Consider the following 21536-nt stretch of genomic DNA (forward strand, 5'->3'; position numbering starts at 1 on the left):
CCGCGATGCTGATCGGCCCCACCCTCGGACGCTACTTCGCCGCGCGCTTCGCCCGCACGGTGCTCGGCGTGTTCATCACCGTCTTCGCGCTGGTCTACACCCTGGACTTCGTGGAGCTCCTGCGCCGGGCGGGCGAGTCGCAGGGGGCCTCGCCGGGGCTGATGGCGCAACTGTCGCTCTACCGCACGCCCACGGTCGCGGAGGGTGTGCTCCCCTTCGCCGTGCTGTTCGGCTCCATGGCCGCGATGCTCCAGCTGTCGCGCAAGCTGGAGCTGGTCGTGGCCCGCGCCGCCGGCATCTCCGCGTGGCAGTTCCTGCAACCGGGTCTGTTCGTGGCCCTCGCCCTCGGGGCGGTGGCGGTGGGGGCTTACAACCCCGTCTCGGCCATGCTGAAACAGCGCTCCACCGAGATCGAGGCGAAAATCTTCGCCAAGTCCACCAAGGCATCCTCAGGCAAGGACCTGTGGCTGCGCCAGAAGAGCGTCGACGGCGAGGCCATCATCCGCGCCGAGACGGCGATCGAGGGCACCACCACGCTGGCGGGCGTCGGGGTATTCACCTTCGACGATCACGGAGAGTTCACCTCGCAGATCGTCGCGGCGCGTGCGACTCTGCACGACGGATACTGGGAGCTGAGCGACGCCCGCATCATGCGGCCGGATGCGCCGCCCGAGAGCTTCGGCTCCTACCTCATCGCCTCGAACCTGCAACCGGAGCGGGTGCGACAGCGCTTCACTAGCCCAGAATCTGTGCCCTTCTGGCAACTCCCCGCGACCATCGCACAGACCGAGCGGGCGGGGCTGGATGCGACCCGCTACCGGCTGCAGTACGATGTGCTGTGGGCGAGGCCGATTCTGTTCGTGGCGATGGTTCTGGTCGCTGCAACCGTTTCGTTACGGTTCTTCCGCTTTGGTGGTGTCGGAAAACTCGTCCTCGGAGGCGTCGCGGCAGGGTTCACGCTCTACGTCGTGCGCCAGATCATGGAAGGGCTCGGCGCCTCGGGTTTAGTTGCAACACCTGTGGCTGCCTGGTTCCCGGCGGTGGTAGGGAGTCTTCTCGGTACGCTCGCGCTTCTGTACCAAGAGGACGGCTGAAGCCTGCGGCCCCGCGGGTCGGGAGACGAGTGTGAGTGTCGTGGCGGAAGTCGTCACAGGAGTTGGGACTGGCGTTGCGTAAGGTCGCCGACATCCTGCGGAGCGCCGGTCTCGCGGCGGCTCTGACGGTCGCGGTGCTGCCCGTGTCGAGCGGGCAGGCCCAGAGCGTCGCCACGCCCAAAGATCCCGCATTGAAGGGGAAGCCGGGCGAGAAGCTTCTCGTCGAGGCCAACGAGCTCGTCTACGACAACGACCACAACACCGTGACCGCCCGCGGCAACGCGGAACTCCATTACGGCCCCCGCACTCTCCAGGCCGACCGCGTGCGCTACGACCGGGGCACCGGCCGCGTCTTCGCGGAAGGCAACGTTCGCCTCACCGAGGCTGACGGCGGCGTGGTGACCGGCGAGCGCATGGAGCTCACCGACGATTTCAAGACCGGCTTCGTGGATTCGCTGCGGGTGCAGCAATCGGTCGAGCGCAAGAACGAGACCGTGCGGGTGCGCTTCTCGGCGCCGCGCGGCGAGCGCGTGAACGGCGAGCAGACCTCGTTCGACTACGGCAGCTACACCGCCTGCGAGCCGTGCAAGGACGCGCCGGAGAAGCCGCCGCTGTGGCAGATCAAGGCGCAGAAGATCATCCACAACAACGAGACGCACACGATCTACTTCGAGGAATCGACCCTCGAGATCGCGGGCATCCCGGTGATGTACCTGCCCTATTTCGAGGCCCCGGATCCGAGCGAGCGGCGCAAGACCGGCTTCCTGACCCCGCGCTTCATCTCGACGACGGCGCTGGGCAAGGGCGTGTCCCTACCGTACTTCATCAACCTCGCGCCCAACTACGACCTGACGCTGACGCCCACCTTCCTGAGCCGCCAGGGCGTGCTCGGGCAGGCGGAGTTCCGCCAGCGGGTGGACAACGGCTACTACAGCTTGCGCCTGTCCGGCATCTCGCAGACGACGCCCTCGGCCTTCCTGCCGAGCCCGCTCGGCGCGGGTGAGCGCGACTTCCGGGGCTCGATCGAGAGCCAGGGCCGCTTCTACATCAACGAGCGCTGGCGCACGGGCTGGGACGTGGTCGGCGTCACGGACAAGTGGTTCCTCGACAATTACCGCATCCGCAACCAGTCGATCACCACGGACTTCTTCCGCGAGGCGGTGTCGACGGCCTACCTGACCGGCCAGGGCGACCGCTCGTATTTCGACGCGCGCGGCTACTACTTCAAAGGCCTGTCGAGCTTCGATTGGCAGAAGCAGCAGCCCATCGTCGCGCCGGTCATCGACTACGACAAGCGCGTCAACGGCCCGTCCGAGATCGGCGGCGAGGTGCGCTTCCAGGCGAACATCACCAGCCTCGACCGCGACGTGACCCAGTACCAGGGCCTGCCGCGCACGACGAACTACCTGTTCTCGCCGAGCATCAACGGCATCAGCTTCCCGCTGTACCAGACCTGTGCGGTGTTCGCCCGCGGCGCCTGCCTGATCCAGGGCCTGGCCGGGCAGAACACCCGCGCCTCGGCGCAGCTGACGTGGCGGCGCAGCTTCATCGACGATTACGGGCAGAAGTTCACGCCCTTCGCCTCGCTGCGGGCGGATGCGTTCTTCGTGAACCCCAACCTGTCCGGCTACCAGAACGACCTCGCCCCCTCGGTGGCGCGGATCGATGACGGCGTGTCGGGCCGGGTGATGCCGACGGTCGGCCTCGATTACCGCTATCCGTTCGTCGCGAATTTCGGCGGCTTGGGCGTCCATACGCTGGAGCCCATCGGCCAGCTTCTCCTGCGCCCGTCCGAGACCAAGATCGGCCGCCTGCCGAACGAGGACGCGCAGAGCCTCGTCTTCGACGACACGTCGCTGTTCGAGTGGGACAAGTTCTCCGGCTACGACCGTGTCGAGGGCGGCATCCGCACCAATCTCGGCGGCCAGTACTCCGTCGTCACGCCCTCGGGCTGGTACGCGAACGTGATGTTCGGCGAGTCGATCCAGCTTGCCGGAGTGAACTCGTTCCGCCGGGGCGACCTCGCCAATACCGGCCTCGAATCCGGCCTCGACAAGACGCTGTCCGACTATGTCGGGCGCTTCCAGCTGTCGCCGAACCAGAACATCACGTTCATCACGCGGGCGCGGTTCAACCAGTCGGACTTCCACGTCGCGCGGTTCGAGACGGGCGTGACCGCCCGCTTCGCCCCCTTCGTGCCGCTCACGACCTCGCTGTTCTACTCCTACTACGAGGCGCAACCGCTCCTGGGCTACAGCCACTACCGCGAGGGCGTGACGGCCTCGGCGACCTACAACATCACGCCGAACTGGTTCGTCTCGGGCTCCATGCTGCTCGACCTGACCCACTACCTCGACGTGCGGAACACCTACAGCGACGCCCTGGCCGGCTATTTCGCCAACCCGATCGGCGCGGCGCCGATCTACGAGAATCCCGGCCGCTACTATTTCGCGGGCGCGAGCTTCGGCGGCGGCTATCAGGACGAATGCACCACCGTCACGCTCAACTACATCAACTCGCCCATCGCTACGGCGACCGGTGTCCGCGAGCGCAACCAGACGGTGCTCTTGCGCATCGAGTTGAAGACGCTGGGCGAAGCGGATCTGCGCCAGAACGTCGGCATCGCGACCACGGCGGACGGCATCGCTTCCGCGCGGTGATGGCGCGGGCGCTGTCGGGCGCGGTATAGAGCGCCATGGCCCCCCTCGCCCTCACCCTCGGCGATCCCGCCGGGATCGGTCCCGAACTGGCGCTCGCCGCGTGGCTCGATCGCGGCGGCCCGAATCCGTTGCCGCCGTTCTTCGTGCTCGGCGATCCCGCCTTCCTCGAACGTCTGGCGCTCAGGCTCGACCGCCTCGTCCCCGTGGCCGAGGTCGATCCCGAATCCGCCGCGGAGGTGTTCCCCCGTGCCCTGCCGGTCGTCCCGCTGCCGAGCGGCGCGATGGTCGAGGCGACACCCGGCGTGCCCGATTCAGCCTATGCCGGCGCGGTGATCGAATCGATCAGCGCGGCCGTGGGGCTGGTCCAGGCCGGGCGGGCGTCGGCGGTTGTCACCAATCCCATCGCCAAGCATGTGCTGACCCGCGCGGGCTTCGCTCACCCGGGCCACACGGAATTCCTGGCGGCGCTGGCCGTCCCGCCCGGCGTCGCGCCGCCCCGGCCGGTGATGATGATCTGGAGCGAGACCCTCGCCGTCGTCCCGGTGACGATCCACGTCGCCTTGCGCGACGTGCCGGGTCTGCTCACCCAGGACCTCGTGGAGGAGACCGCGCGCATCGTCGCCCGCGACCTGCGCGAGCGGTTCGGCCTGCCCGAGCCGCGCCTCGTCCTCGCGGGGCTGAACCCCCATGCGGGAGAGTCCGGCACGATGGGTCTCGAAGACCGCGACGTGCTCGCCCCCGCCGTGGCGCGTCTCCGCGCGGAGGGCATCGACATCCGGGGGCCGCTGCCCGCCGACACGCTGTTCCATGCCCGCGCCCGGGCAAGCTATGACGTCGCCCTCGCCCCGACCCACGATCAGGCGCTGATCCCGATCAAGACCATCGCCTTCGACGACGGGGTGAACGTCACCCTCGGCCTGCCCTTCGTGCGCACCTCGCCGGATCACGGCACCGCCTTCGACATCGCCGGACAGGGCCTCGCGCGGCCGGACAGCCTCATCGCCGCGATCCGCCTCGCCAAGCGGCTCGCGGGCTCGGTGCCCCGGCTGTCGCGGGACGCGGACATCCCGACGAGCGTCTATGCCGGGCGGGTGCGGGCCCCCGGCGCCCGCCATTTCGATGCCGAGGACGAATTGTGAGCGCAACCGACGGTCTGCCGCCCCTGCGGGAGGTGGTGGCACGCCACGGCCTCGAACCGAAGAAGGCGCTCGGCCAGAACTTCCTCTACGACCTCAACCTCACCGGCCGCATCGCCCGCGCCGCCGGACCCCTCGACGGGGTGACGGTGGTGGAAGTCGGGCCTGGACCCGGCGGCCTCACCCGCGCGCTCCTGGCCGAGGGGGCGGAGCGCGTCGTGGCGATCGAACGCGATCCGCGCGCCCTCCCCGCGCTCGCCGAGATCGCCGCGCATTATCCCGGCCGGCTCGAGGTGATCGATGCCGACGCACTGGCGTTCGATCCCCGGCCGCATGTGGGTTCGGGCAAGGCCCGGATCGTCGCCAACCTGCCCTACAATGTCGGCACGGCCCTGCTCACCGGCTGGCTTTCCGGCGAGGCGTGGCCCTCGTGGTGGGACAGCGCGGTACTGATGTTCCAGCGGGAGGTGGCCGAGCGCATCGTCGCCACCCCGGAGGAGCGCGCCGATTACGGACGCCTCGGCGTGTTGTGCGGATGGCGGACGGAGGCGTCGATCCTGTTCGACGTGGCGCCCTCGGCCTTCGTGCCGCCGCCCAAGGTGACGTCGAGCGTGGTCCGGCTGGTCCCCCGCGCCGTGCCCCTGCCCTGCCGGGCGAATGCGCTGGAAGCCGTGACGCGGGCGGCCTTCGGGCAACGCCGCAAGATGCTGCGCCAGAGTTTGAAGGCCCTCATCCCCGATCCGGTGCCGTTGCTGGACGCCGTGGGAATCACGGAGACGGCGCGGGCGGAGGAAATTCCGGTGGAGGGCTTCGTCGCCCTCGCCAACGCCTGGGACGCGGACAGGAAAAAGGCCGGCGCCTGAGGGGCGCCGGCCTGCTTTACGATCAGCGGTTGGTCTGCTGGATCGCCGAGAGCACCCAGCCCCGGCCGGGCTGACGCTGGAAGGTCCACAACTCGGTCGCCTCCGGGTCGCCGTTGGCGACGATCCGGCCGCTGCCCCGCTCCATGGTCACGTCCTTGAGGGCGTAGCGCATGGCAACGGTGGCGTAGTCGGTGCGGTCCTCGCCCCAGGCGTCCGCGAGATCGCCCTGCAGGAGCTTCACGTCCGAGATCCGGTTCACGACGCCGCGCGAGGCGTTGCCCTGCAACTCCTCATCGAAGTAGCCGACCATCTCAGGGGTCGAGAGGTTCGACAGGGTCACGCGGTCCTCGCGGGAATACGCATCCTGGATGTCGGTGAGCAGCCGCTCGAACGCCTGATAGTCGGTCGGGCCGATCTGCACCTGCCGCATCTGCGGCTGGCGCGGTGCGCCGCTCGCCATGCCACCCATCGGGCCGGCGGCCGGACCGCCCATCGGGCCACCCATGGGACCCCCGTTGCCGGGGTTCGGGCCGGTGCGGGCATAGCTGGCAGCAGCCGGCTCGCCGTTGCGGCGGCGGAAGAACCGCATCGCCAGCATCACGACGAGCACGAGCAGGCCGACCTGGAACAGCAGGCCGATCATGGAGGCGAGGCCACCGAGGCCGCCGAAGAAGCCGCCGCCCAGTAGAGCGCCCAGCAGGCCGGCGCCGAGCAGGCCCGCGAAGAAGCCGCCGCCGAAGCGCCGCCCGGAGGGCTGCATGCCGGGGTTGGCCATGCCGGGATTGTTCATGCCCGGCGAGGGCGCGGTCTGGCTGCGCTGCATGGTCATGCCGCCGCCGGGGGCGGTCGGCGTGGCCGAGGGCGCGGTGTAGGTGCGCGAGCCGCGCGAACCCATGGATCCGCCGCCGCCGGGCCGCGCCTCGGCGATCGGGGCCGCGACGGTCAGCGCCGCAGCGAGCGCCAGGAGCGCCGCCTTGCGCCGGCTGCGCGAATGAAGAGTGGACATGTAACGCCTCTGAAGACGAACCGGCGACGGAGCCGCCGATGACGATATGGGAACGGTTGGGCGTGGCTTTTAGTCCGTCGCCGCGCCAAGCTGCGCATTGCGCCGCTTCAGTGCAGCGTCCGATCCGGTGCCGCCGGCAGGACGAGGCGCACGCGGGTGCCTCCGCCGGGCTCGCTGTCGAGGGAGATGGTGCCGTTCTGGCGCTTCATCAGCCCGTGGACGATGGCGAGGCCCGCGCCCCTGCCCGCCTCCCGGCTGGTCTGGAACGGGGCCAGCGCCCGCGCCAGCATTTCCGGCGACATGCCCTGGCCGGTATCGCCGACCACGATCCCCACCGCGCCCGCACCCGGGTTCTGGAGGGAGCGGTCGCCCGGCTCGATGCGGTAGGTGGACAGGGTCAGCGTGCCCCCGTCCGGCATGGCCTCGCAGGCATTGGCCACGAGGTGCCGCAGGGCGAATTCGATCTGTGTGGGGTTGGTGATCGCCCGGGGCAGGCCGGGCGTGGTCTCGATGGCGAGCCGGATGCCCGGCGGAAGGTCGGTCGCCAGTTGCTCGCCGAGATCCGCCATGAGCGCATCGAGATCGACCGGCCGGACATCCGGCGCGATGCGCCGTGAATAGGCGAGCAATTGGCGGGTGAGGATCGCGGCCCGCTCCGTGGCGTCGGCCGAGCGCGAGATCGCCCGCTGGATGAACGGCTCCGGCCGGTCGCCGAGGCGGCGCTTCAGCCCGTCGATGTAGCCGATCAGGATCTGCAGGAAGTTGTTGAACTCGTGGGCGACGCTGTTCGTCAGGAGGCCCAGCGCCTCCCGCTGGCGGGACAGGGCGAGGCCCGCTTCGGCCTCGCGCCGTGTCGTCACGTCGAGGATCTGGCCGATCCTGTGCGCCCTGCCCGGGAGAGGCGCCAGCGTCAGGCTCGCCCAGAAGGTCGCGCCGTCCGCCCGGCGCGCCAGGAATTCCTGCGGCCTGTCCAGGGACGCGTCCGCGCCGGCGGTGCCGGGGCAGGCGAGAGCGTCGAGACCCTTGCCGACCAGGGCGCCGGGCTCATGGAAGGTGAGCGTATCCAGGGCCGGGTTGGTCCACAGGATCGTGCCGTCCGCGTCTAGGGTGAGGCTCGGGGTCGGCAGGGCGGCGAGCACTGCACGGGTGGCCTCGTCGGGATCCGTGTTCGGCTGCGCCATTCCCGCCTTCGCCACATCGTCCTCACCTGCCGGAGCGATAGCGGCTGCGTCCGGTTCGGCCAAGTGTGTTCGGCCAAGAGTGCCGGGCCAAGAGTGTTAGGCCAAGAGTGTCGGGCCGACAGTGTTGGGCCGAGAGTATCCGGCTTTACTGCCGGACCCACATCACCCGGGCCATCCAGGCGATCTCGCCGATATTCAGCACCCGGTCGGAATGCTCGGGGTTCAGGGAGGCCAACTCGACGGTGCGCGCGGTGCGCCGCCGCAGCTCCTTCGCCAGGACCTCCCCGCCATGCAGGCGCACGACCACCCGGTCGCCCTTGCGCACGCTCGCGGTGGGCGACACGATCAGCACGTCGCCGTCCCGGAACAGGGGATTCATCGAATCGCCCTGCACCTCCAGGGCGAAGGCGCGCTCCTCGCCGAGGTCGGGGAATTCGATCTCCTCCCAGCCCGGCCCGCCAGTCGGCATGCCGTCATCGGTGAAGACCCGGCCGGACCCCGCCTGGGTCAGGCCGATCAGCGGCACCATGGTCCGGGCCGGCACGGCGCGGGCCTCGATCAGCCGCAGGAACTCGTCCAGGCTGGCCCCCGTGGCGGCCAGAACCTTCGAGATCGATTCGGTCGAGGGCCAGCGCTTTCGCCCGTCCGCGCCGACCCGCTTCGAGCGGTTGAAGCTCGTGGCATCGAGCCCGGCCTTGCGGGCGAGGCCGGAGGCGGAATAGCCGTGGCGCTCTGCGAGGCGGTCGATAGCGTTCCAAATCTGTTCGTGCGACAGCATGCGACCCGCCGAGTCTGGTCAAGTTGGTCCTGAGACCCCGGCCCGCATGATCCGCGCCGGTCACGATCCGATAGCCGGCATGGCTGAGACGCGCAGCCTATTTCTAGGAAACTAGAACTACGCCGCGCGAATTGCAATCGAGACTTAAGTGACCTTCGTGAAAGACTGGATTCCGTGCTTTCGCCCGTTGCCGGAGGCCGGTGCTGGCTCTATCCGATGCGCCAAGGGAACCTGATCATGCCGCTCATCTACAAGATCTGCCCGCGCGCGCTCTGGCGGGAAGCCGAAGGACGGGGCCGCTTCACCGGCGCGCCGGTCGATGTCGCGGACGGGTTCATCCATTTCTCCACCGCCGCGCAGGTGGCCGAGACCGCCGCCCGCCACTTCGCCGGGCAAGACGACCTGCTCCTCGTCGCCGTCGAGGGCGACCGGCTGGGCGAGGCCCTGCGCTACGAGGCCTCGCGCGGCGGCGACCTGTTCCCGCATCTCTACGGCGACCTGCCGCTCTCGGCGGTCGTGTCGGTCGAGGAGATGCCGCTCGGCCCGGATGGCCGCCACAGCGTCCCGGAGGGGATTCTTCCGCAATGATCGACGCGGCTTTCCCCCTGGTTCGGCCCCTGCTGCACCGGCTCGATGCCGAGCGCGCGCACGACCTCACGATCCGTGCCCTCCAGGCCCTCCCCGCCGCTGCGCCCGCGCCGGACGATCCCTGCCTCGCCGTCGAGGTGCTGGGCCGGCGTTTCCCGAACCCGGTCGGCCTCGCAGCCGGCTTCGACAAGGGCGCACGGGTGCCGGATGCCCTGCTCGGGCTCGGCTTCGGGTTCGTGGAGGTCGGCGGTGTCGTGCCCCGGCCGCAGCCCGGCAATCCGAAACCCCGCGTGTTCCGGCTGCCCGCCGACGGAGCGGTGATCAACCGCTTCGGCCTCAACAGCGAAGGTCTCGCCGTGGTGGCCGCGCGGCTGAAGGCGCGGGCCGGTCGGCCGGGCATCGTGGGCGTCAATATCGGGGCGAACAAGGAGTCGACCGACCGGCTCGCCGACTACGCCGCCTGCACGGCCGCTCTGGTGCCGCATGTCGCGTTCGTCACCGTGAACGTGTCCTCGCCGAACACGCCGGGCCTGCGCGACCTTCAGGGCGAGGCGTTCCTCGACGAGCTCCTGGCCCGCGTCGTTGCGGCCCGCGACGAGGCCGGCGCGGGGGCCGCGATCCTGCTCAAGATCGCCCCGGACATGGCCCTCGACGCCCTCGACGCGGTTTGCGCGACGGCCCTGCGGCGCGGGGTCCAGGCGTTGGTCGTCTCGAACACCACCGTGGACCGGCCCGCGACCTTGCGCGAAAGCCGCCTCGCCCGCGAGACCGGGGGCCTTTCCGGCCGTCCGCTCTTCGTTCCGGCGACGCGGATGCTGGCGCAGGCGTGGCAGCGGGTCGGCCATGCGATCCCCCTCGTCGGGGTCGGCGGCGTCGATTCGGCCGAAGCCGCATGGACCAAGATCCGGGCCGGGGCGAGCCTCGTGCAGCTCTATTCCGCCCTGGTCTACGAAGGGCCGGGCCTCGTCGGACGGATCAAGCGCGGCCTCGCGGAACGGGTCCGCGTTGAGGGCGGCACGGCGGTGGCCGATTTCGTCGGGCGGGACGCACGGACTCTGGCCGAAGCTTAGAACCCCTTGGCCTGGATCGCCTCGGCCCAGTTCACGGCGCGGCGGTTCATGGCGAGGTGCTGGCGCTCGTAGAGCCGGCCTTCGAGCTTGATGACGCCGCGCTTGGCGTATTCCGGCTTCTCGAAGGCCTCGATCACCATCTTGGCCCGGCGCACCTCCTCCTCCGTGGGGGCGAAGGAGGTGTTGGCGGGCTCCAACTGGCTCGGATGGATCAGCGTCTTGCCGTCGAAGCCGAGATCGCGCGCCTGACGGCACTCGTCGCGACAGCCCTCGACGTCCGAGATGTCGTTGAACACGCCGTCGAGGATGGTCAGGCCCTCCGAGCGGGCGGCGGCAAGCACGGTCATCATCCACGGCATGAACGGCGCGCGGCCGGGCACGATCTTGGCCCAGGTGTCCTTGGAGAGGTCGTTGGTGCCGAGGACGAAGCAGGCGAGCCGGTTGCGGTGGTCGCGCCGGGCCTTTGCGATGTCGTGGATGTTGAGGATCGAGGCCGGCGTCTCGATCATCGCCCAGATGCGGATATCCTCCGGCGCATCGAGGGATTCGAGCCGGTCGGCGATGTTCTCCAGCACGGCGGGAGACGACACCTTCGGCATAAGGATCGCGTCGGGCTTGGCCTCGATGGCCGCGTGCAGGTCCGCCTCGCCCCAGGGCGTTTGCGGGGCGTTGACGCGGATGATCAACTCGCGCTCGCCGTACCCGCCGTTCTTCACCGCCGCGCAGACCTGCTCGCGCGCCGTCTCCTTCTCATCGGGGCCGACCGCATCCTCCAGGTCGAGGATGATGGAATCGCAAGGGAGCGACTTCGCCTTCTCCAGCGCCCGCTGATTCGAGCCCGGCATGTAGAGCACGCTGCGGCGCAGGCGGAGATCGGTCAGCGTGGCCATCGGCACCATCCTTCCCTCGCGGCCCTCCGGCCACGGCTGTTCATCGGTCGACCCTTCGCCCGGCCGGTGGCCCGTTCCGGTGTGGTCGCGTTGCGCCGCACACTAAACGACGACGGCGCGCAGCACATCGGTGTTTTGCATCGGCAATTGAGGGCCCGGACGGTTTGACACCGGCCTGAGAACAGACGACGGCCGTGCTTTCGTCACGGTCGGCAATTCTAAGCCCGCCGAACGCACGGCAATCTTGGACTTATTGATGAGACGGACTTTTCTGGTGCTCGCGCTGGCCGGTATCCTGGCGACGCCTGAGGCCGCTTCGGCCCAGAGCCGCACGACCATCGGCGTCGGCTCGGGCGCCGTGGCGGGCGCCCTCGTCGGCGGCCCCATCGGCGCGGTGGCGGGGGCCGTGATCGGCGGCGTCATCGGCAACTCGTCTGAGCGCGGCGGCCGCCACCATGTCCGCCGCAGCCGTCGCGTGGTCTCCACGCGCCGGGCGCCGCAGCGCCGGGCCGAGGCGACGGTCCCCCGCCCCGCGACGGTGGCGACGGCCACCACGTGGAAGGATCCGCGCTGAGCCTCGCTCAGGCGAAGGTACGCCGCAGGAGGCCTGGATAGGCGATCCGCTGGCCGATGCCCCGCGCCGCGAGGAACACGATGAGAGCGACCCAGAGCCCCGTGTTCCCGAGGCCGAGGGCCTGCACCAGCGCCACGGTGCCGGTAAAGACGGCCAGGGCGATGAGCATGAGGTTGCGCATCGCCCGGGTCCATGTCGCGCCGATGAAAATGCCGTCGTAGGCGAAGGCCGAGGCCGCCGCGACGGGCGCGAGCCCGGCCAGGGGCAGGTAGCTCCGGGCCGCCTCGCGGACGGGGCCGTTCGTCGTCACGAAATCGATGAAGGCACCCCCGCCGGTCAGCGCCAGCAGGCTCACCGCGAGGCCGAACCCGAGGCACCAGCGCAGGCTGAGTGACGCGGCTTTACGGAAGGAGTCCGCGTCGCGGGCGCCGACCGATTGCCCGCACAGTGTCTCGGCGGCGGTGGCGAAGCCGTCGAGGAAGAAGCCGCCGATCAGCACGAGATTCCACAGGACGGCGTTCGCCGCGAGGATCACGTCGCCCTGCCGCGCCCCGAGCGCCGAGAAGGTGACGATGGCCGCGATGATCGCGAGCGTCCGCAGGATGACGTCGACGTTCACGGCCAGCGTCCGCTTCAGCGCCGCCGCGTCGCGGATCTCCGCCAGCGGCACCCGGAACGGGCGCGAGCCGAGGCGCGAGACCACGAAAAGCCCGAGCACCAGGCCGGCGGCCTCCGCGCCGAGCGCCGCCAGACCCGCCCCCGCGATGCCGAGATCGGCCACGAGCACTAGGGCGAGGGTGAGCGCAATGTTGATGAGGTTGATCGCGACCTGCAGCACGAGGCCGAGATCGGTCCGCCCCCGGCCGAGCACCGAGCCGAGCAGGGCGTAGTTCGCCAGCACGAAGGGCGCCGAGAGGATGCGGATGTGGAAGTAGGCCGACAGGGCCGCGACCACAGCCGGGCTCGCGCCGCTCACCGCGAAGGCAGCCTGCCCGAGGGGCCATTGCAGCAGCGCGATGGCGAGGCCCGCGAGCGCGCCGGCCGCCAGGGCGCGGGCGAGGGTGCGGTCCACTTCCGACCGGTCCCCCGCGCCGACAGCCTGCGCGGTGAGCCCCGCCGTCGCCATGCGCAGCGAGCCGAAGGACCAGAAGATCGCATCGAAGATGACGGCGCCCAGCGAGATGGCGCCGAGCAGGGCCGCGTCCCCGAGCCGGCCGATCACCGCCGCGCCGACGAAGCCGAGCAGCGGCGTCGTCACGTTGGCGAGCGTCATCGGCAGCGCGAGACGCAGCACGCGGGCGTGGTTGACGGGGATGGCGGCGGAAGCGGTCACGATGGGGCCCGCTGAAGGGACGGTCGTTTAGCCGTCCCGCCGCGATGGTGGGGGCGTCCGTGCGCCAGCGCACGCGACGCCGGGCTTTTCCTAGCGCGAGACGGCGAACAGCCGGGCGACGAGCCAGAGCGGCACCACGACGAGGGCGCCGGCCACGACCCAGCCGGTCAGGTCATGCAATTGGCTCGCGGCGAGATGGACGAGGTCCTGGATCGAATCGACCGCGCGCCAGAATAGCAGCCCCGGCGTGACGCCGAGCATGGACATGAAGGCGCCGACGAGGATCGACAGGAACAGCAGACGCAGGAACACGCCGGTGGGCGATCCGCCGAGGAACCGGCGCAGGGTCGAGGGTTGCCCCGTCGGGTAGGCGGAATGGGGCGGCACGCCGGTCTGGTGTCGATCGTGGTTGAGAAGCATCGTTCGTCTCGCTCGAGCGCCCTAACTTCGTCCCGGAACCGGGCATAACCGTGGCCGGCGCACCACACCGGCGCGAAAGCCGGTGACATCCGCGACTGTGGCGGATTTCGCCGCCCCGCCCCAGATGGCAAGCATGGCGACTCACGCCAAGATGGTCGGGATGCCGCCCGAGCCCCGCCGGCCGACAGAGACGAGAGAATGATCGACCACGCCCTGTTCGACCCGGCGACGATCGATCCCGAGACGAAGCGGCTCAATGCCGAGATCGTCGCGGCCCATGCCGCGCAGCCGGACCCCTGGACGCTGCCGATCGCGGAGGTGCGCGCGCGCCGCCGGGCCGGCACCCAGGCCTCCCCGGCCATGCCGCGCAGCGCGCGGGCCGAATGGCTGACCATTGACGGGCCGGACGGCCCGCTGCGCGTGCGCTGCATCCGGCCGAAGCCGGGGGCGAAGGTGCGCGGCGCCTATCTGCACATCCATCGCGGCGGCTGGATCTGGGGTTCGGCCGACGAACAGGACCCGTGGCTGGAGCGGGTCGCCGACACCTGCGGATTCGTCACGCTCTCGGTGGAATACCGGCTCGCCCCCGAACACCCCTACCCGGCCGCGCTCCTCGATTGCGAGGCGGCGGCACTCTGGCTCGTCGGCAAGGGCCGGGCCGAGTTCGGCGTCTCGGCGCTCACCATCGGCGGCGAATCGGTGGGCGCCCACCTCGCCGTGATGGTGATGCTGCGCCTGCGCGACAAGCACGGGCTCGGCCGCGCCTTCCGTGGGGCGAACCTCAACGCCGGCTTCTTCGATCTCGGCCTCACCCCCTCGGTGCGGAACTGGGGGTCGGAACGCCTCGTGGTGAACACCGAGGACCTGACCCGCTTCGCGGACGGCTACGTGCGCGAGGGGATCGACCGGCGCCGGCCGGACGTCTCGCCGATCTACGCCGACCTCAAGGGCCTGCCGCCGGCCCTATTCACGGTCGGCACCTGCGATCCGCTGATCGACGACACGCTCTACATGTCCGCCCGCTGGGCGGCGGCGGGCAATGGCGGGCACACGGCGATCTATCCGGGGGGGTGCCACATCTTCGTGCGCCATCCCGGCGCGATGAGTGAGCGCGCCCTCGAACTGATCGACCGTTTCCTCATGGCCCTCGCCTGAGCGGCCGGGCGGACGATCTCCCCCCAGTCTTCCGGGCGTGGTTCGCCGCGCGGGGCTGGGAGCCCCGCAGCCATCAGCTCGATCTGCTGCGCCTCGCACGGGCGGGGCGCTCCGCGCTCCTCGTGGCGCCGACCGGCGCGGGCAAGACCCTGGCCGGCTTCCTGCCGAGCCTCGTTGCGCTCTCCGAGCGCGGCGGCGGCAAGGCGAAGAAGCCCGCCCTGCACACGCTCTACGTCTCGCCGCTGAAGGCGCTCGCCGTCGACATCGCCCGCAACCTCGATGCGCCCATCGAGGGGATGGATCTCCCCGTCCGCGTCGAGACCCGCACGGGCGATACCCCGTCCCACAAGCGCGCCCGGCAGGTCAGCCGCCCGCCCGACATCTTGCTCACGACGCCGGAGCAATTGTCCCTGCTGATCGCCCATCGCGAGGCCGCCGACCTGTTCGCCGGCCTGCGCTGCGTGATCCTCGACGAGCTGCACGCGCTCGTCACCTCGAAGCGGGGCGATCTCCTGTCGCTGGCGATGGCGCGACTGCACACGCTGAGCCCCGGCCTCGTCTCGATCGGCCTCTCCGCAACGGTGCGCGAGCCGGATGAGTTGCGGCGCTATCTCGTGCCGCAGACGGTTCCGCGTCTCCCTCCCCCCTCTGCGGGGGAGGGTACCCCGCGCAGCGGGGGGGGAGAGGGGAGCACGGTCTCCGACGAGGGCGCGACGGGTGCCACATCCGCCGATGTCGCGCTCCCCTCTCCCGACCCCCTTCGGGGGCCACCCTCCCCCGCTGAGGGGGGAGGGAACGCCTCGGCTCTGGCCGACCTCGTGGTGGTCGCGGGCGGGGCCCGCGCCGACCTGCGGATGCTCGACCTCGGCCGCCCGCTGCCGATCTCCGGCCACACGGCGTGGCACTCGATGGAGGCGATCTACGACCTCATCAAGCAGCACCGCACGACCCTCGTCTTCGTCAACACGAGGCTCCAGGCCGAATACACCTTCCAGGAACTGTGGCGGCTCAACGAGGACACGCTGCCCATCGCGATCCACCACGGCTCCCTCGATGCCGCCCAGCGGCGGCGGGTGGAGGCGGCGATGGCGTCGGGGGGCTTGCGGGCCATCGTCTGCACCGCGACCCTCGACCTCGGCATCGACTGGGGCGATGTCGATCTCGTCGTGAATGTCGGCGCGCCGAAGGGAGCGAGCCGGATCATGCAGCGGATCGGCCGGGCCAACCACCGGATGGACGAGCCGTCCAAGGCCTATCTCGTCCCCGGCAACCGCTTCGAGATGCTGGAATGTCAGGCGGCGCTGGATGCCGTCGAGGAGGCGGCCCAGGATACCCCCGACGCCCGCGAGGGCGCCCTCGACGTGCTGGCCCAGCATGTCCTCGGCATGGCCTGCGCCGACGCCTTCGACGCGAGCGACCTCTACGACGAGATCGTCTCGGCCTCGCCCTATGCCGGGCTGACCTGGGAGCGGTTCGAGCAGGTCATCGACTACGTGGCGACCGGCGGCTACGCCCTGCGGGCCTACGAACGCTTCGCTAAGATCCTGCGCGGGCCGGACGGGCTGTGGCGGGTGCGTGACGCCCGCACGGCGCAGCAATACCGCATGAATGTCGGCACCATCGTCGAGGCGGCGCGGGTGAAGGTGCGCCTCGGCCGGAGCCTGCGCGGCAAGCCCGGCACGGTGCTGCCGAAGACCGGCCGCGTGCTCGGCGAGATCGAGGACGAGTTCGCCGATACCCTGACGCCCGGCGACACGTTCCTGTTCGCGGGCGAGACCCTGCGCTTCGAGGGGCTGGCCGAGGACGAGGCCCTCGTCACCCGCGCCCCGCCGGGGACAGACCCGGCGATCCCCTCCTATGCCGGCTCGAAGTTCCCCCTCTCGACCTTCCTGGCGGCACGGGTGCGGGCGATCATCGCCGATCCGTTCGAATGGGACCGGCTGCCGACATCCATCGGCGATTATCTCGTGCAGCAGCGCCGCCGCTCGGTTCTGCCGGGGGAGCGCGACCTGTTGGTCGAGACCTTCCCGCGCGGCAAGCGCCACTACCTCACGGCCTTCCCCTTCGAGGGGCGGCTCGCCCACCAGACGTTGGGGATGCTGCTCACCCGGCGCCTCGAACGGGCGGGGCTCCGGCCGCTCGGCTTCGCGGCCAACGATTACGGCATCGCCATCTGGATGACGTGGGACATCTCGGAGCGGGCCGCGTTCGATCCCGACTTCATCGCCGAGCTGTTCGGCGAGGACATGCTCGGCGACGACCTCGAAGCGTGGCTCGATGAATCGGCCATGATGAAGCGCACCTTCCGGCAATGCGCCGTGATTGCCGGGCTGATCGAGCGCCACCACCCCGGCCAGAAAAAGACCGGCCGGCAGGTCACGATCTCGACGGACCTGATCTTCGACGTGCTGCGCAAGCACGAGCCCGACCACCTGCTGCTCGCCGCCGCGCGGCAGGATGCGGCAACCGGACTCCTCGACGTCAGGCGGCTCGGCGTGATGCTAGAGCGTATCCAGGGGCGAATCATCCATCGCGCCCTCGACCGGGTGTCGCCGCTGTCCGTCTCCGTGATGCTGGAGATCGGCCGCGAGCGGGTCTACGGCGAGGGAGCGGACGAGATTCTGGCCGAGGCGGAGGCGGAGCTTCTTCAAGAGGCCCTGGCTTGAGCCGAGGCCCGCACGACGGTTCGCCCTCCCCCGACGCGATAGAGGATGCCCTGGTGGCGGCCGGACTCCGACTCGAGAAGACCCAGAAGCACCCGACGATCACCGTTGCGGGTGAAGTGCTCACCCTCGATCTCTGCGGCGGGATCTGGCTCGAAGCCCACCGCACGCTGATCGTCTCCGACCTTCATTTGGAGAAGGGCTCCGCCTTCGCCGCCCGGTCCGGCCAGTTCCTGCCGCCCTACGATACCCGCGAGACCCTGGCCTGCCTGCACGAGGCCATCGTGCGCCACGACCCCGCCCGTGTCGTCGCGCTCGGCGATTCCTTCCATGATGCGCGCGGCCCCGAGCGCATGGAGCCCGGCGACCGGGCGATGGTTTCCGCCCTTCAGGAGGGGCGCGACTGGGTCTGGATCGCCGGCAACCACGACGCGGCGGTGCAGGAGGGCGTCGGCGGGCGCTACGCCGAGGCGTTGACCCTGGGCAATCTCGTGCTGCGCCACGAGCCGGGCGAGGCCCCCTCCTCCGGTGAGATCGCGGGCCATCTCCACCCCTGCGGGAAGGTGGCGGCCCGCGGCCGGGCCGTGCGGCGGCGCTGCTTCGTCACCGACGGTCAGCGCCTCGTCATGCCCGCGCTCGGCGCCTTCGCCGGCGGCCTGAACGTGCGCGACAAGGCCTTCGACGCCGCCTTCCCGAAGGGCTTCACGGCCTATCTCCTCGGCGACGGCCGCGTCTTCGCCATCGGCCGGGCGCAGCTGGCGCGGGATTGATCGTGGCGATGCGGGGGGTGGACCGTCGCGGCATTCGCGCAAGGTCCGCGCCACCCTCGCCGTCGTTGCGAGCGCAGCGAAGCAATCCAGTGTAGCGGGACGTCTCAGACCGTGGCGGATCCCTGGATTGCTTCGTTCCTCGCAATGACGGGATTGGCCGTCTGAGCGACAGCCCCGCTAAAACCAGCCGCGTATCCTGAAATAGATGATCGGGATCACCGCACTGATGAAGATCAGGCAGAGGGCGTAGGGATAGCCGTAGGCCCAATCGAGTTCCGGCATGTGCTTGAAGTTCATGCCGTACATGGACGCGATCAGCGTCGGCGGCACGCCCACCACCGAGACGACGGTGAGCACCCGGAAGACGTTGTTCTGCTCGATGTTGATGAGCCCCAGGGCCGCGTCGAGGAGGAACTGAACGTTCTCCGCGAGGCGCGTCTCGAATTCGTCCAGCGATTCGATGTCCCGGCGGATCGTCTCGAACCGTCCGTCGTCGGTGAGTTCGAGCCCGTCGCAGGCGCTCGACACGAAGGGCAGGATTCGCTCCAGCCCGAGCAAACTCGCCCGCACCTTGCCGAGCACTTTCCCCCGGCGGCTGATCGCCCGCAGGATGCGCCGGAGGGCAAGGTCGCGGCGGCGGGGCGGCGGCTCTTCCATCCGCCGGGCGGAGGGACCACGCACATCGAAGTCGAAGATGCGGCTCGAGAGCGAATCGAGATCGGCGGCCATCTCCTCAAGCGCGTCGGCGAGGCTGTCGACCAGTTCCTCCAGCAGGACGATGAAGGTCTCGGCCGGATCGCCGGCCTCCTCTTCCGTCAGGCGCTTGGCGGCCTGTCCGTAGGCGCGCAGGTCGTGGAAGCGGACGGTGACGAGGTGATCCTTCGTCAGCAGGAAGCCCAGGGGCTTCAACTGCGAATCCGCCTGCTCGAAGGTGATCATCGGCGTCGAGAGCGACAACCCGCCCTTGAGCCGGCGCAGGCGGCTCGACGATTCCACTTCGGAGAGCGCGGCGCGCGTCGGAATGCGCAGGCCGGTCTCCTGCTCCACCGACGCGACTTCCTCGGCGGAAGGGTCGAGCAGGTCGATCCAGACCGCCCCGTGTTTCTTCAGCATGGCGGGCGGAAATCCTGGCAGGCATGGGCCGTCACGCGGCCCCAACGGGTGCGACCATCTTGACTTGGAACACCACGATGGCTATCTCGCCGTCGCGTTGGCACTCGTCGGAAGAGAGTGCTAACAGAGGTGCTAACCATGGGGTCGAGGCGACCCGCCGGGCCGCATCAACGCCATCTCCAGACCTGAAGCAAGAGGGCAGCTCATGAAGTTCCGTCCGCTGCACGACCGAGTGGTCGTCCGCCGCATCGAGAGCGAAGAGAGGACGAAGGGCGGGATCATCATCCCGGATTCCGCCAAGGAGAAGCCGCAAGAGGGCGAGATCATCGCCGTCGGGCCGGGCGCCCGCGACGAGAACGGCCGGGTGAACCCCCTCGACGTCAAGGCCGGCGACCGCGTGCTGTTCGGCAAGTGGTCCGGCACCGAGGTCAAGATCGACGGCGAAGACCTCCTCATCATGAAGGAGTCGGACATCATGGGCGTGGTCAACCTCTGACCCCCATCCGGCACCTACAGGCTTGAAGCCCCTTCGAGGCCGAACCCGGCCTCGGGGCATCCTCGAACCGAAAGAGCTTAGGACATGGCAGCGAAAGACGTTCGTTTCTCCGCCGACGCCCGCGACAAGATGCTTCGCGGCGTCGACATCCTCGCGGACGCCGTCAAGGTGACGCTCGGCCCCAAGGGCCGCAACGTCGTGATCGAGAAGAGCTTCGGCGCCCCGCGCATCACCAAGGACGGCGTGACGGTCGCCAAGGAGATCGAGCTCGCCGACCGCTTCGAGAACATGGGCGCCCAGATGGTGCGCGAAGTGGCCTCGAAGACCAACGACATCGCCGGTGACGGCACCACCACCGCGACCGTGCTGGCCCAGGCCATCGTTCGCGAGGGCGCCAAGTACGTGGCCGCCGGCATCAACCCGATGGACCTGAAGCGCGGCATCGACCTCGCCACCGCCGCCGCGGTGAAGGACATCATCGCCCGCGCCAAGAAGGTCTCGACCTCCGACGAGATCGCCCAGGTCGGCACGATCTCCGCCAACGGCGACCAGGAGATCGGCGAGATGATCGCCCACGCCATGCAGAAGGTGGGCAACGAAGGCGTCATCACCGTCGAGGAGGCCAAGACCGCCGAGACCGAACTCGACGTCGTCGAGGGCATGCAGTTCGACCGTGGCTACCTCTCCCCGTACTTCATCACGAACGCGGAGAAGATGGTCGCCGAGCTCGAGGACCCCTACATCCTCATCCACGAGAAGAAGCTCTCGTCGCTCCAGGCCATGCTGCCGGTGCTCGAGGCCGTGGTGCAGACCGGCAAGCCGCTCCTGATCATCGCCGAGGACATCGAGGGCGAGGCCCTGGCCACGCTCGTCGTGAACAAGCTGCGCGGCGGCCTGAAGGTCGCGGCCGTGAAGGCTCCGGGCTTCGGTGATCGCCGCAAGGCGATGCTCGAGGACATCGCGATCCTGACCAAGGGCCAGATGATCGCCGAAGATCTCGGCATCAAGCTCGAGAACGTGACTCTCCCGATGCTCGGCCGCGCCAAGCGCGTCCGCATCGAGAAGGAGAACACCACGATCATCGACGGCGTCGGCGAGAAGTCCGAGATCGAGGGTCGTATCTCGCAGATCAAGGCGCAGATCGAGGAGACCACCTCGGACTACGACCGTGAGAAGCTGCAGGAGCGTCTGGCCAAGCTCGCGGGCGGCGTCGCGGTGATCCGCGTCGGCGGCGCGACCGAGGTCGAGGTGAAGGAGAAGAAGGACCGCGTCGACGACGCCCTGAACGCCACCCGCGCTGCGGTGGAAGAGGGTATCGTTCCCGGCGGCGGCACCGCCCTGCTCCGCGCCAAGAAGGCGGTCGCCGAGCTGAAGTCCGATATCCCGGACGTCCAGGCCGGCATCAAGATCGTCCTGAAGGCCCTTGAGGCCCCGATCCGCCAGATCGCCCAGAACGCGGGCGTCGAGGGCTCGATCGTGGTCGGCAAGATCACCGATAAGACGGACTCCGAGACCTGGGGCTTCAACGCCCAGACCGAAGAGTACGTCGACATGATCCAGGCCGGCATCGTCGACCCGGCCAAGGTGGTCCGCACCGCCCTTCAGGACGCGGCTTCGGTCGCCGGCCTGCTGGTGACGACGGAGGCCATGGTCGCCGACGCGCCGAAGAAGGACAGCGGCGCCCCCGCGATGCCGGGCGGCGGCGGCATGGGCGGCATGGACTTCTAAGTCCGACGCCACCTATTG

The 21536-nt window shown here is 69.7% G+C and carries 19 protein-coding genes; 12 read left to right on the forward strand and 7 right to left on the reverse strand.

What is annotated here, in order from left to right:
* Nucleotides 1-5 precede the first annotated feature (5 nt).
* The 4 genes from lptG to rsmA all read left to right on the forward strand — a co-directional run bounded on the left by lptG (nt 6) and on the right by rsmA (nt 5753).
* Nucleotides 6-1094 carry an LPS export ABC transporter permease LptG gene (gene lptG, locus ACS5Q7_RS10135; RefSeq protein WP_478339191.1) on the forward strand — a complete coding sequence of 363 codons (1089 nt, stop codon included), beginning with the start codon at nt 6-8 and terminating at the stop codon, nt 1092-1094.
* A gap of 74 nt (nt 1095-1168) precedes the next feature.
* On the forward strand, nt 1169-3754 hold the full coding sequence (locus ACS5Q7_RS10140) for an LPS-assembly protein LptD (protein WP_478339192.1): 2586 nt from the start codon (nt 1169-1171) through the stop codon (nt 3752-3754).
* Between the two features lie 35 nt (nt 3755-3789).
* Complete coding sequence (gene pdxA, locus ACS5Q7_RS10145; protein WP_478339193.1) at nt 3790-4893, forward strand: 4-hydroxythreonine-4-phosphate dehydrogenase PdxA; 1104 nt, start codon at nt 3790-3792, stop codon at nt 4891-4893.
* On the forward strand, nt 4890-5753 hold the full coding sequence (gene rsmA / locus ACS5Q7_RS10150; protein WP_478339194.1) for a 16S rRNA (adenine(1518)-N(6)/adenine(1519)-N(6))-dimethyltransferase RsmA: 864 nt from the start codon (nt 4890-4892) through the stop codon (nt 5751-5753). Before pdxA ends, rsmA begins: the two co-directional genes overlap by 4 nt.
* Nucleotides 5754-5775: 22 nt before the next feature.
* Here the strand turns inward: rsmA and ACS5Q7_RS10155 are convergent, their stop codons facing one another.
* From ACS5Q7_RS10155 to ACS5Q7_RS10165, 3 genes are all read right to left on the reverse strand, one after another.
* Nucleotides 5776-6759, reverse strand: a complete 984-nt coding sequence (locus tag ACS5Q7_RS10155) for a TIM44-like domain-containing protein (RefSeq protein ID WP_478339195.1) — start codon at nt 6757-6759, stop codon at nt 5776-5778.
* Nucleotides 6760-6866: 107 nt separating this feature from the next.
* Nucleotides 6867-7940: a two-component system sensor histidine kinase NtrB gene (locus ACS5Q7_RS10160; RefSeq protein WP_478339196.1), complete on the reverse strand. Its 1074-nt coding sequence runs from the start codon at nt 7938-7940 to the stop codon at nt 6867-6869.
* Nucleotides 7941-8085: 145 nt separating this feature from the next.
* Nucleotides 8086-8718 carry a S24 family peptidase gene (locus tag ACS5Q7_RS10165; protein WP_478339197.1) on the reverse strand — a complete coding sequence of 211 codons (633 nt, stop codon included), beginning with the start codon at nt 8716-8718 and terminating at the stop codon, nt 8086-8088.
* A gap of 237 nt (nt 8719-8955) precedes the next feature.
* On the opposite strand from ACS5Q7_RS10165, the gene ACS5Q7_RS10170 reads away from it, so the two are divergent.
* Complete coding sequence (locus ACS5Q7_RS10170) at nt 8956-9306, forward strand: DUF952 domain-containing protein (protein ID WP_478339198.1); 351 nt, start codon at nt 8956-8958, stop codon at nt 9304-9306.
* A complete protein-coding gene (locus ACS5Q7_RS10175; RefSeq protein WP_478339199.1) occupies nt 9303-10376 on the forward strand; it encodes a quinone-dependent dihydroorotate dehydrogenase in 1074 nt (357 codons plus the stop codon). Before ACS5Q7_RS10170 ends, ACS5Q7_RS10175 begins: the two co-directional genes overlap by 4 nt.
* Here ACS5Q7_RS10175 and ACS5Q7_RS10180 read toward each other — a convergent pair.
* Nucleotides 10373-11266, reverse strand: coding sequence for an HpcH/HpaI aldolase/citrate lyase family protein (locus ACS5Q7_RS10180; protein WP_342164827.1), 894 nt, complete (start codon nt 11264-11266; stop codon nt 10373-10375). The genes ACS5Q7_RS10175 and ACS5Q7_RS10180 overlap by 4 nt on opposite strands.
* A gap of 256 nt (nt 11267-11522) precedes the next feature.
* Here ACS5Q7_RS10180 and ACS5Q7_RS10185 point away from each other — a divergent pair, with 256 nt between their 5' ends.
* A complete protein-coding gene (locus ACS5Q7_RS10185) occupies nt 11523-11840 on the forward strand; it encodes a hypothetical protein (protein WP_478339200.1) in 318 nt (105 codons plus the stop codon).
* Between the two features lie 7 nt (nt 11841-11847).
* On the opposite strand, the gene ACS5Q7_RS10190 is transcribed toward ACS5Q7_RS10185, so the two are convergent.
* Together ACS5Q7_RS10190 and ACS5Q7_RS10195 are read right to left on the reverse strand one after the other, a co-directional pair.
* Nucleotides 11848-13113 (reverse strand): MATE family efflux transporter, encoded by a 1266-nt coding sequence (locus ACS5Q7_RS10190; protein ID WP_478339399.1) that lies wholly within the window; start codon nt 13111-13113, stop codon nt 11848-11850.
* Nucleotides 13114-13263: 150 nt separating this feature from the next.
* On the reverse strand, nt 13264-13593 hold the full coding sequence (locus ACS5Q7_RS10195) for a DUF6460 domain-containing protein (protein WP_478339201.1): 330 nt from the start codon (nt 13591-13593) through the stop codon (nt 13264-13266).
* A gap of 198 nt (nt 13594-13791) precedes the next feature.
* Between ACS5Q7_RS10195 and ACS5Q7_RS10200 the strand changes: the two genes are divergently transcribed.
* Genes ACS5Q7_RS10200 through pdeM form a run of 3 tightly spaced genes read left to right on the forward strand, consistent with a single transcriptional unit; the run spans nt 13792 to nt 18181 of the window.
* Nucleotides 13792-14748 carry an alpha/beta hydrolase gene (locus ACS5Q7_RS10200; protein WP_243954005.1) on the forward strand — a complete coding sequence of 319 codons (957 nt, stop codon included), beginning with the start codon at nt 13792-13794 and terminating at the stop codon, nt 14746-14748.
* On the forward strand, nt 14745-17414 hold the full coding sequence (locus ACS5Q7_RS10205; RefSeq protein WP_478339400.1) for a ligase-associated DNA damage response DEXH box helicase: 2670 nt from the start codon (nt 14745-14747) through the stop codon (nt 17412-17414). The genes ACS5Q7_RS10200 and ACS5Q7_RS10205 overlap by 4 nt, the downstream gene beginning before the upstream one ends.
* Nucleotides 17415-17467: 53 nt before the next feature.
* Nucleotides 17468-18181, forward strand: a complete 714-nt coding sequence (gene pdeM, locus ACS5Q7_RS10210; protein WP_478339202.1) for a ligase-associated DNA damage response endonuclease PdeM — start codon at nt 17468-17470, stop codon at nt 18179-18181.
* Between the two features lie 177 nt (nt 18182-18358).
* Here the strand turns inward: pdeM and ACS5Q7_RS10215 are convergent, their stop codons facing one another.
* Nucleotides 18359-19294 (reverse strand): magnesium transporter CorA family protein, encoded by a 936-nt coding sequence (locus ACS5Q7_RS10215; RefSeq protein WP_478339203.1) that lies wholly within the window; start codon nt 19292-19294, stop codon nt 18359-18361.
* Nucleotides 19295-19499: 205 nt separating this feature from the next.
* Here ACS5Q7_RS10215 and groES point away from each other — a divergent pair, with 205 nt between their 5' ends.
* Complete coding sequence (gene groES, locus ACS5Q7_RS10220; RefSeq protein ID WP_238249590.1) at nt 19500-19790, forward strand: co-chaperone GroES; 291 nt, start codon at nt 19500-19502, stop codon at nt 19788-19790.
* An 84-nt stretch (nt 19791-19874) separates the two neighbouring features.
* Nucleotides 19875-21518, forward strand: a complete 1644-nt coding sequence (groL, locus tag ACS5Q7_RS10225) for a chaperonin GroEL (protein WP_478339204.1) — start codon at nt 19875-19877, stop codon at nt 21516-21518.
* Nucleotides 21519-21536: the final 18 nt, after the last annotated feature.

This window comes from Methylobacterium sp. Gmos3, from assembly GCF_056430985.1.

Excerpts from the sequence above, each read along its gene's own strand:
- lptG (WP_478339191.1), top strand. The coding sequence starts at position 6 with ATGCTGATCGGCCCCACCCTCGGACGCTACTTCGCCGCGCGCTTCGCC.
- pdxA (WP_478339193.1), top strand. The coding sequence starts at position 3,790 with ATGGCCCCCCTCGCCCTCACCCTCGGCGATCCCGCCGGGATCGGTCCC.
- ACS5Q7_RS10155 (WP_478339195.1), bottom strand. The coding sequence starts at position 6,759 with ATGTCCACTCTTCATTCGCGCAGCCGGCGCAAGGCGGCGCTCCTGGCG.
- ACS5Q7_RS10160 (WP_478339196.1), bottom strand. The coding sequence starts at position 7,940 with ATGGCGCAGCCGAACACGGATCCCGACGAGGCCACCCGTGCAGTGCTC.
- ACS5Q7_RS10165 (WP_478339197.1), bottom strand. The coding sequence starts at position 8,718 with ATGCTGTCGCACGAACAGATTTGGAACGCTATCGACCGCCTCGCAGAG.
- ACS5Q7_RS10170 (WP_478339198.1), top strand. The coding sequence starts at position 8,956 with ATGCCGCTCATCTACAAGATCTGCCCGCGCGCGCTCTGGCGGGAAGCC.
- ACS5Q7_RS10175 (WP_478339199.1), top strand. The coding sequence starts at position 9,303 with ATGATCGACGCGGCTTTCCCCCTGGTTCGGCCCCTGCTGCACCGGCTC.
- ACS5Q7_RS10180 (WP_342164827.1), bottom strand. The coding sequence starts at position 11,266 with ATGGCCACGCTGACCGATCTCCGCCTGCGCCGCAGCGTGCTCTACATG.
- ACS5Q7_RS10185 (WP_478339200.1), top strand. The coding sequence starts at position 11,523 with ATGAGACGGACTTTTCTGGTGCTCGCGCTGGCCGGTATCCTGGCGACG.
- ACS5Q7_RS10190 (WP_478339399.1), bottom strand. The coding sequence starts at position 13,113 with ATGACGCTCGCCAACGTGACGACGCCGCTGCTCGGCTTCGTCGGCGCG.
- ACS5Q7_RS10195 (WP_478339201.1), bottom strand. The coding sequence starts at position 13,593 with ATGCTTCTCAACCACGATCGACACCAGACCGGCGTGCCGCCCCATTCC.
- ACS5Q7_RS10200 (WP_243954005.1), top strand. The coding sequence starts at position 13,792 with ATGATCGACCACGCCCTGTTCGACCCGGCGACGATCGATCCCGAGACG.
- ACS5Q7_RS10215 (WP_478339203.1), bottom strand. The coding sequence starts at position 19,294 with ATGCTGAAGAAACACGGGGCGGTCTGGATCGACCTGCTCGACCCTTCC.
- groES (WP_238249590.1), top strand. The coding sequence starts at position 19,500 with ATGAAGTTCCGTCCGCTGCACGACCGAGTGGTCGTCCGCCGCATCGAG.
- groL (WP_478339204.1), top strand. The coding sequence starts at position 19,875 with ATGGCAGCGAAAGACGTTCGTTTCTCCGCCGACGCCCGCGACAAGATG.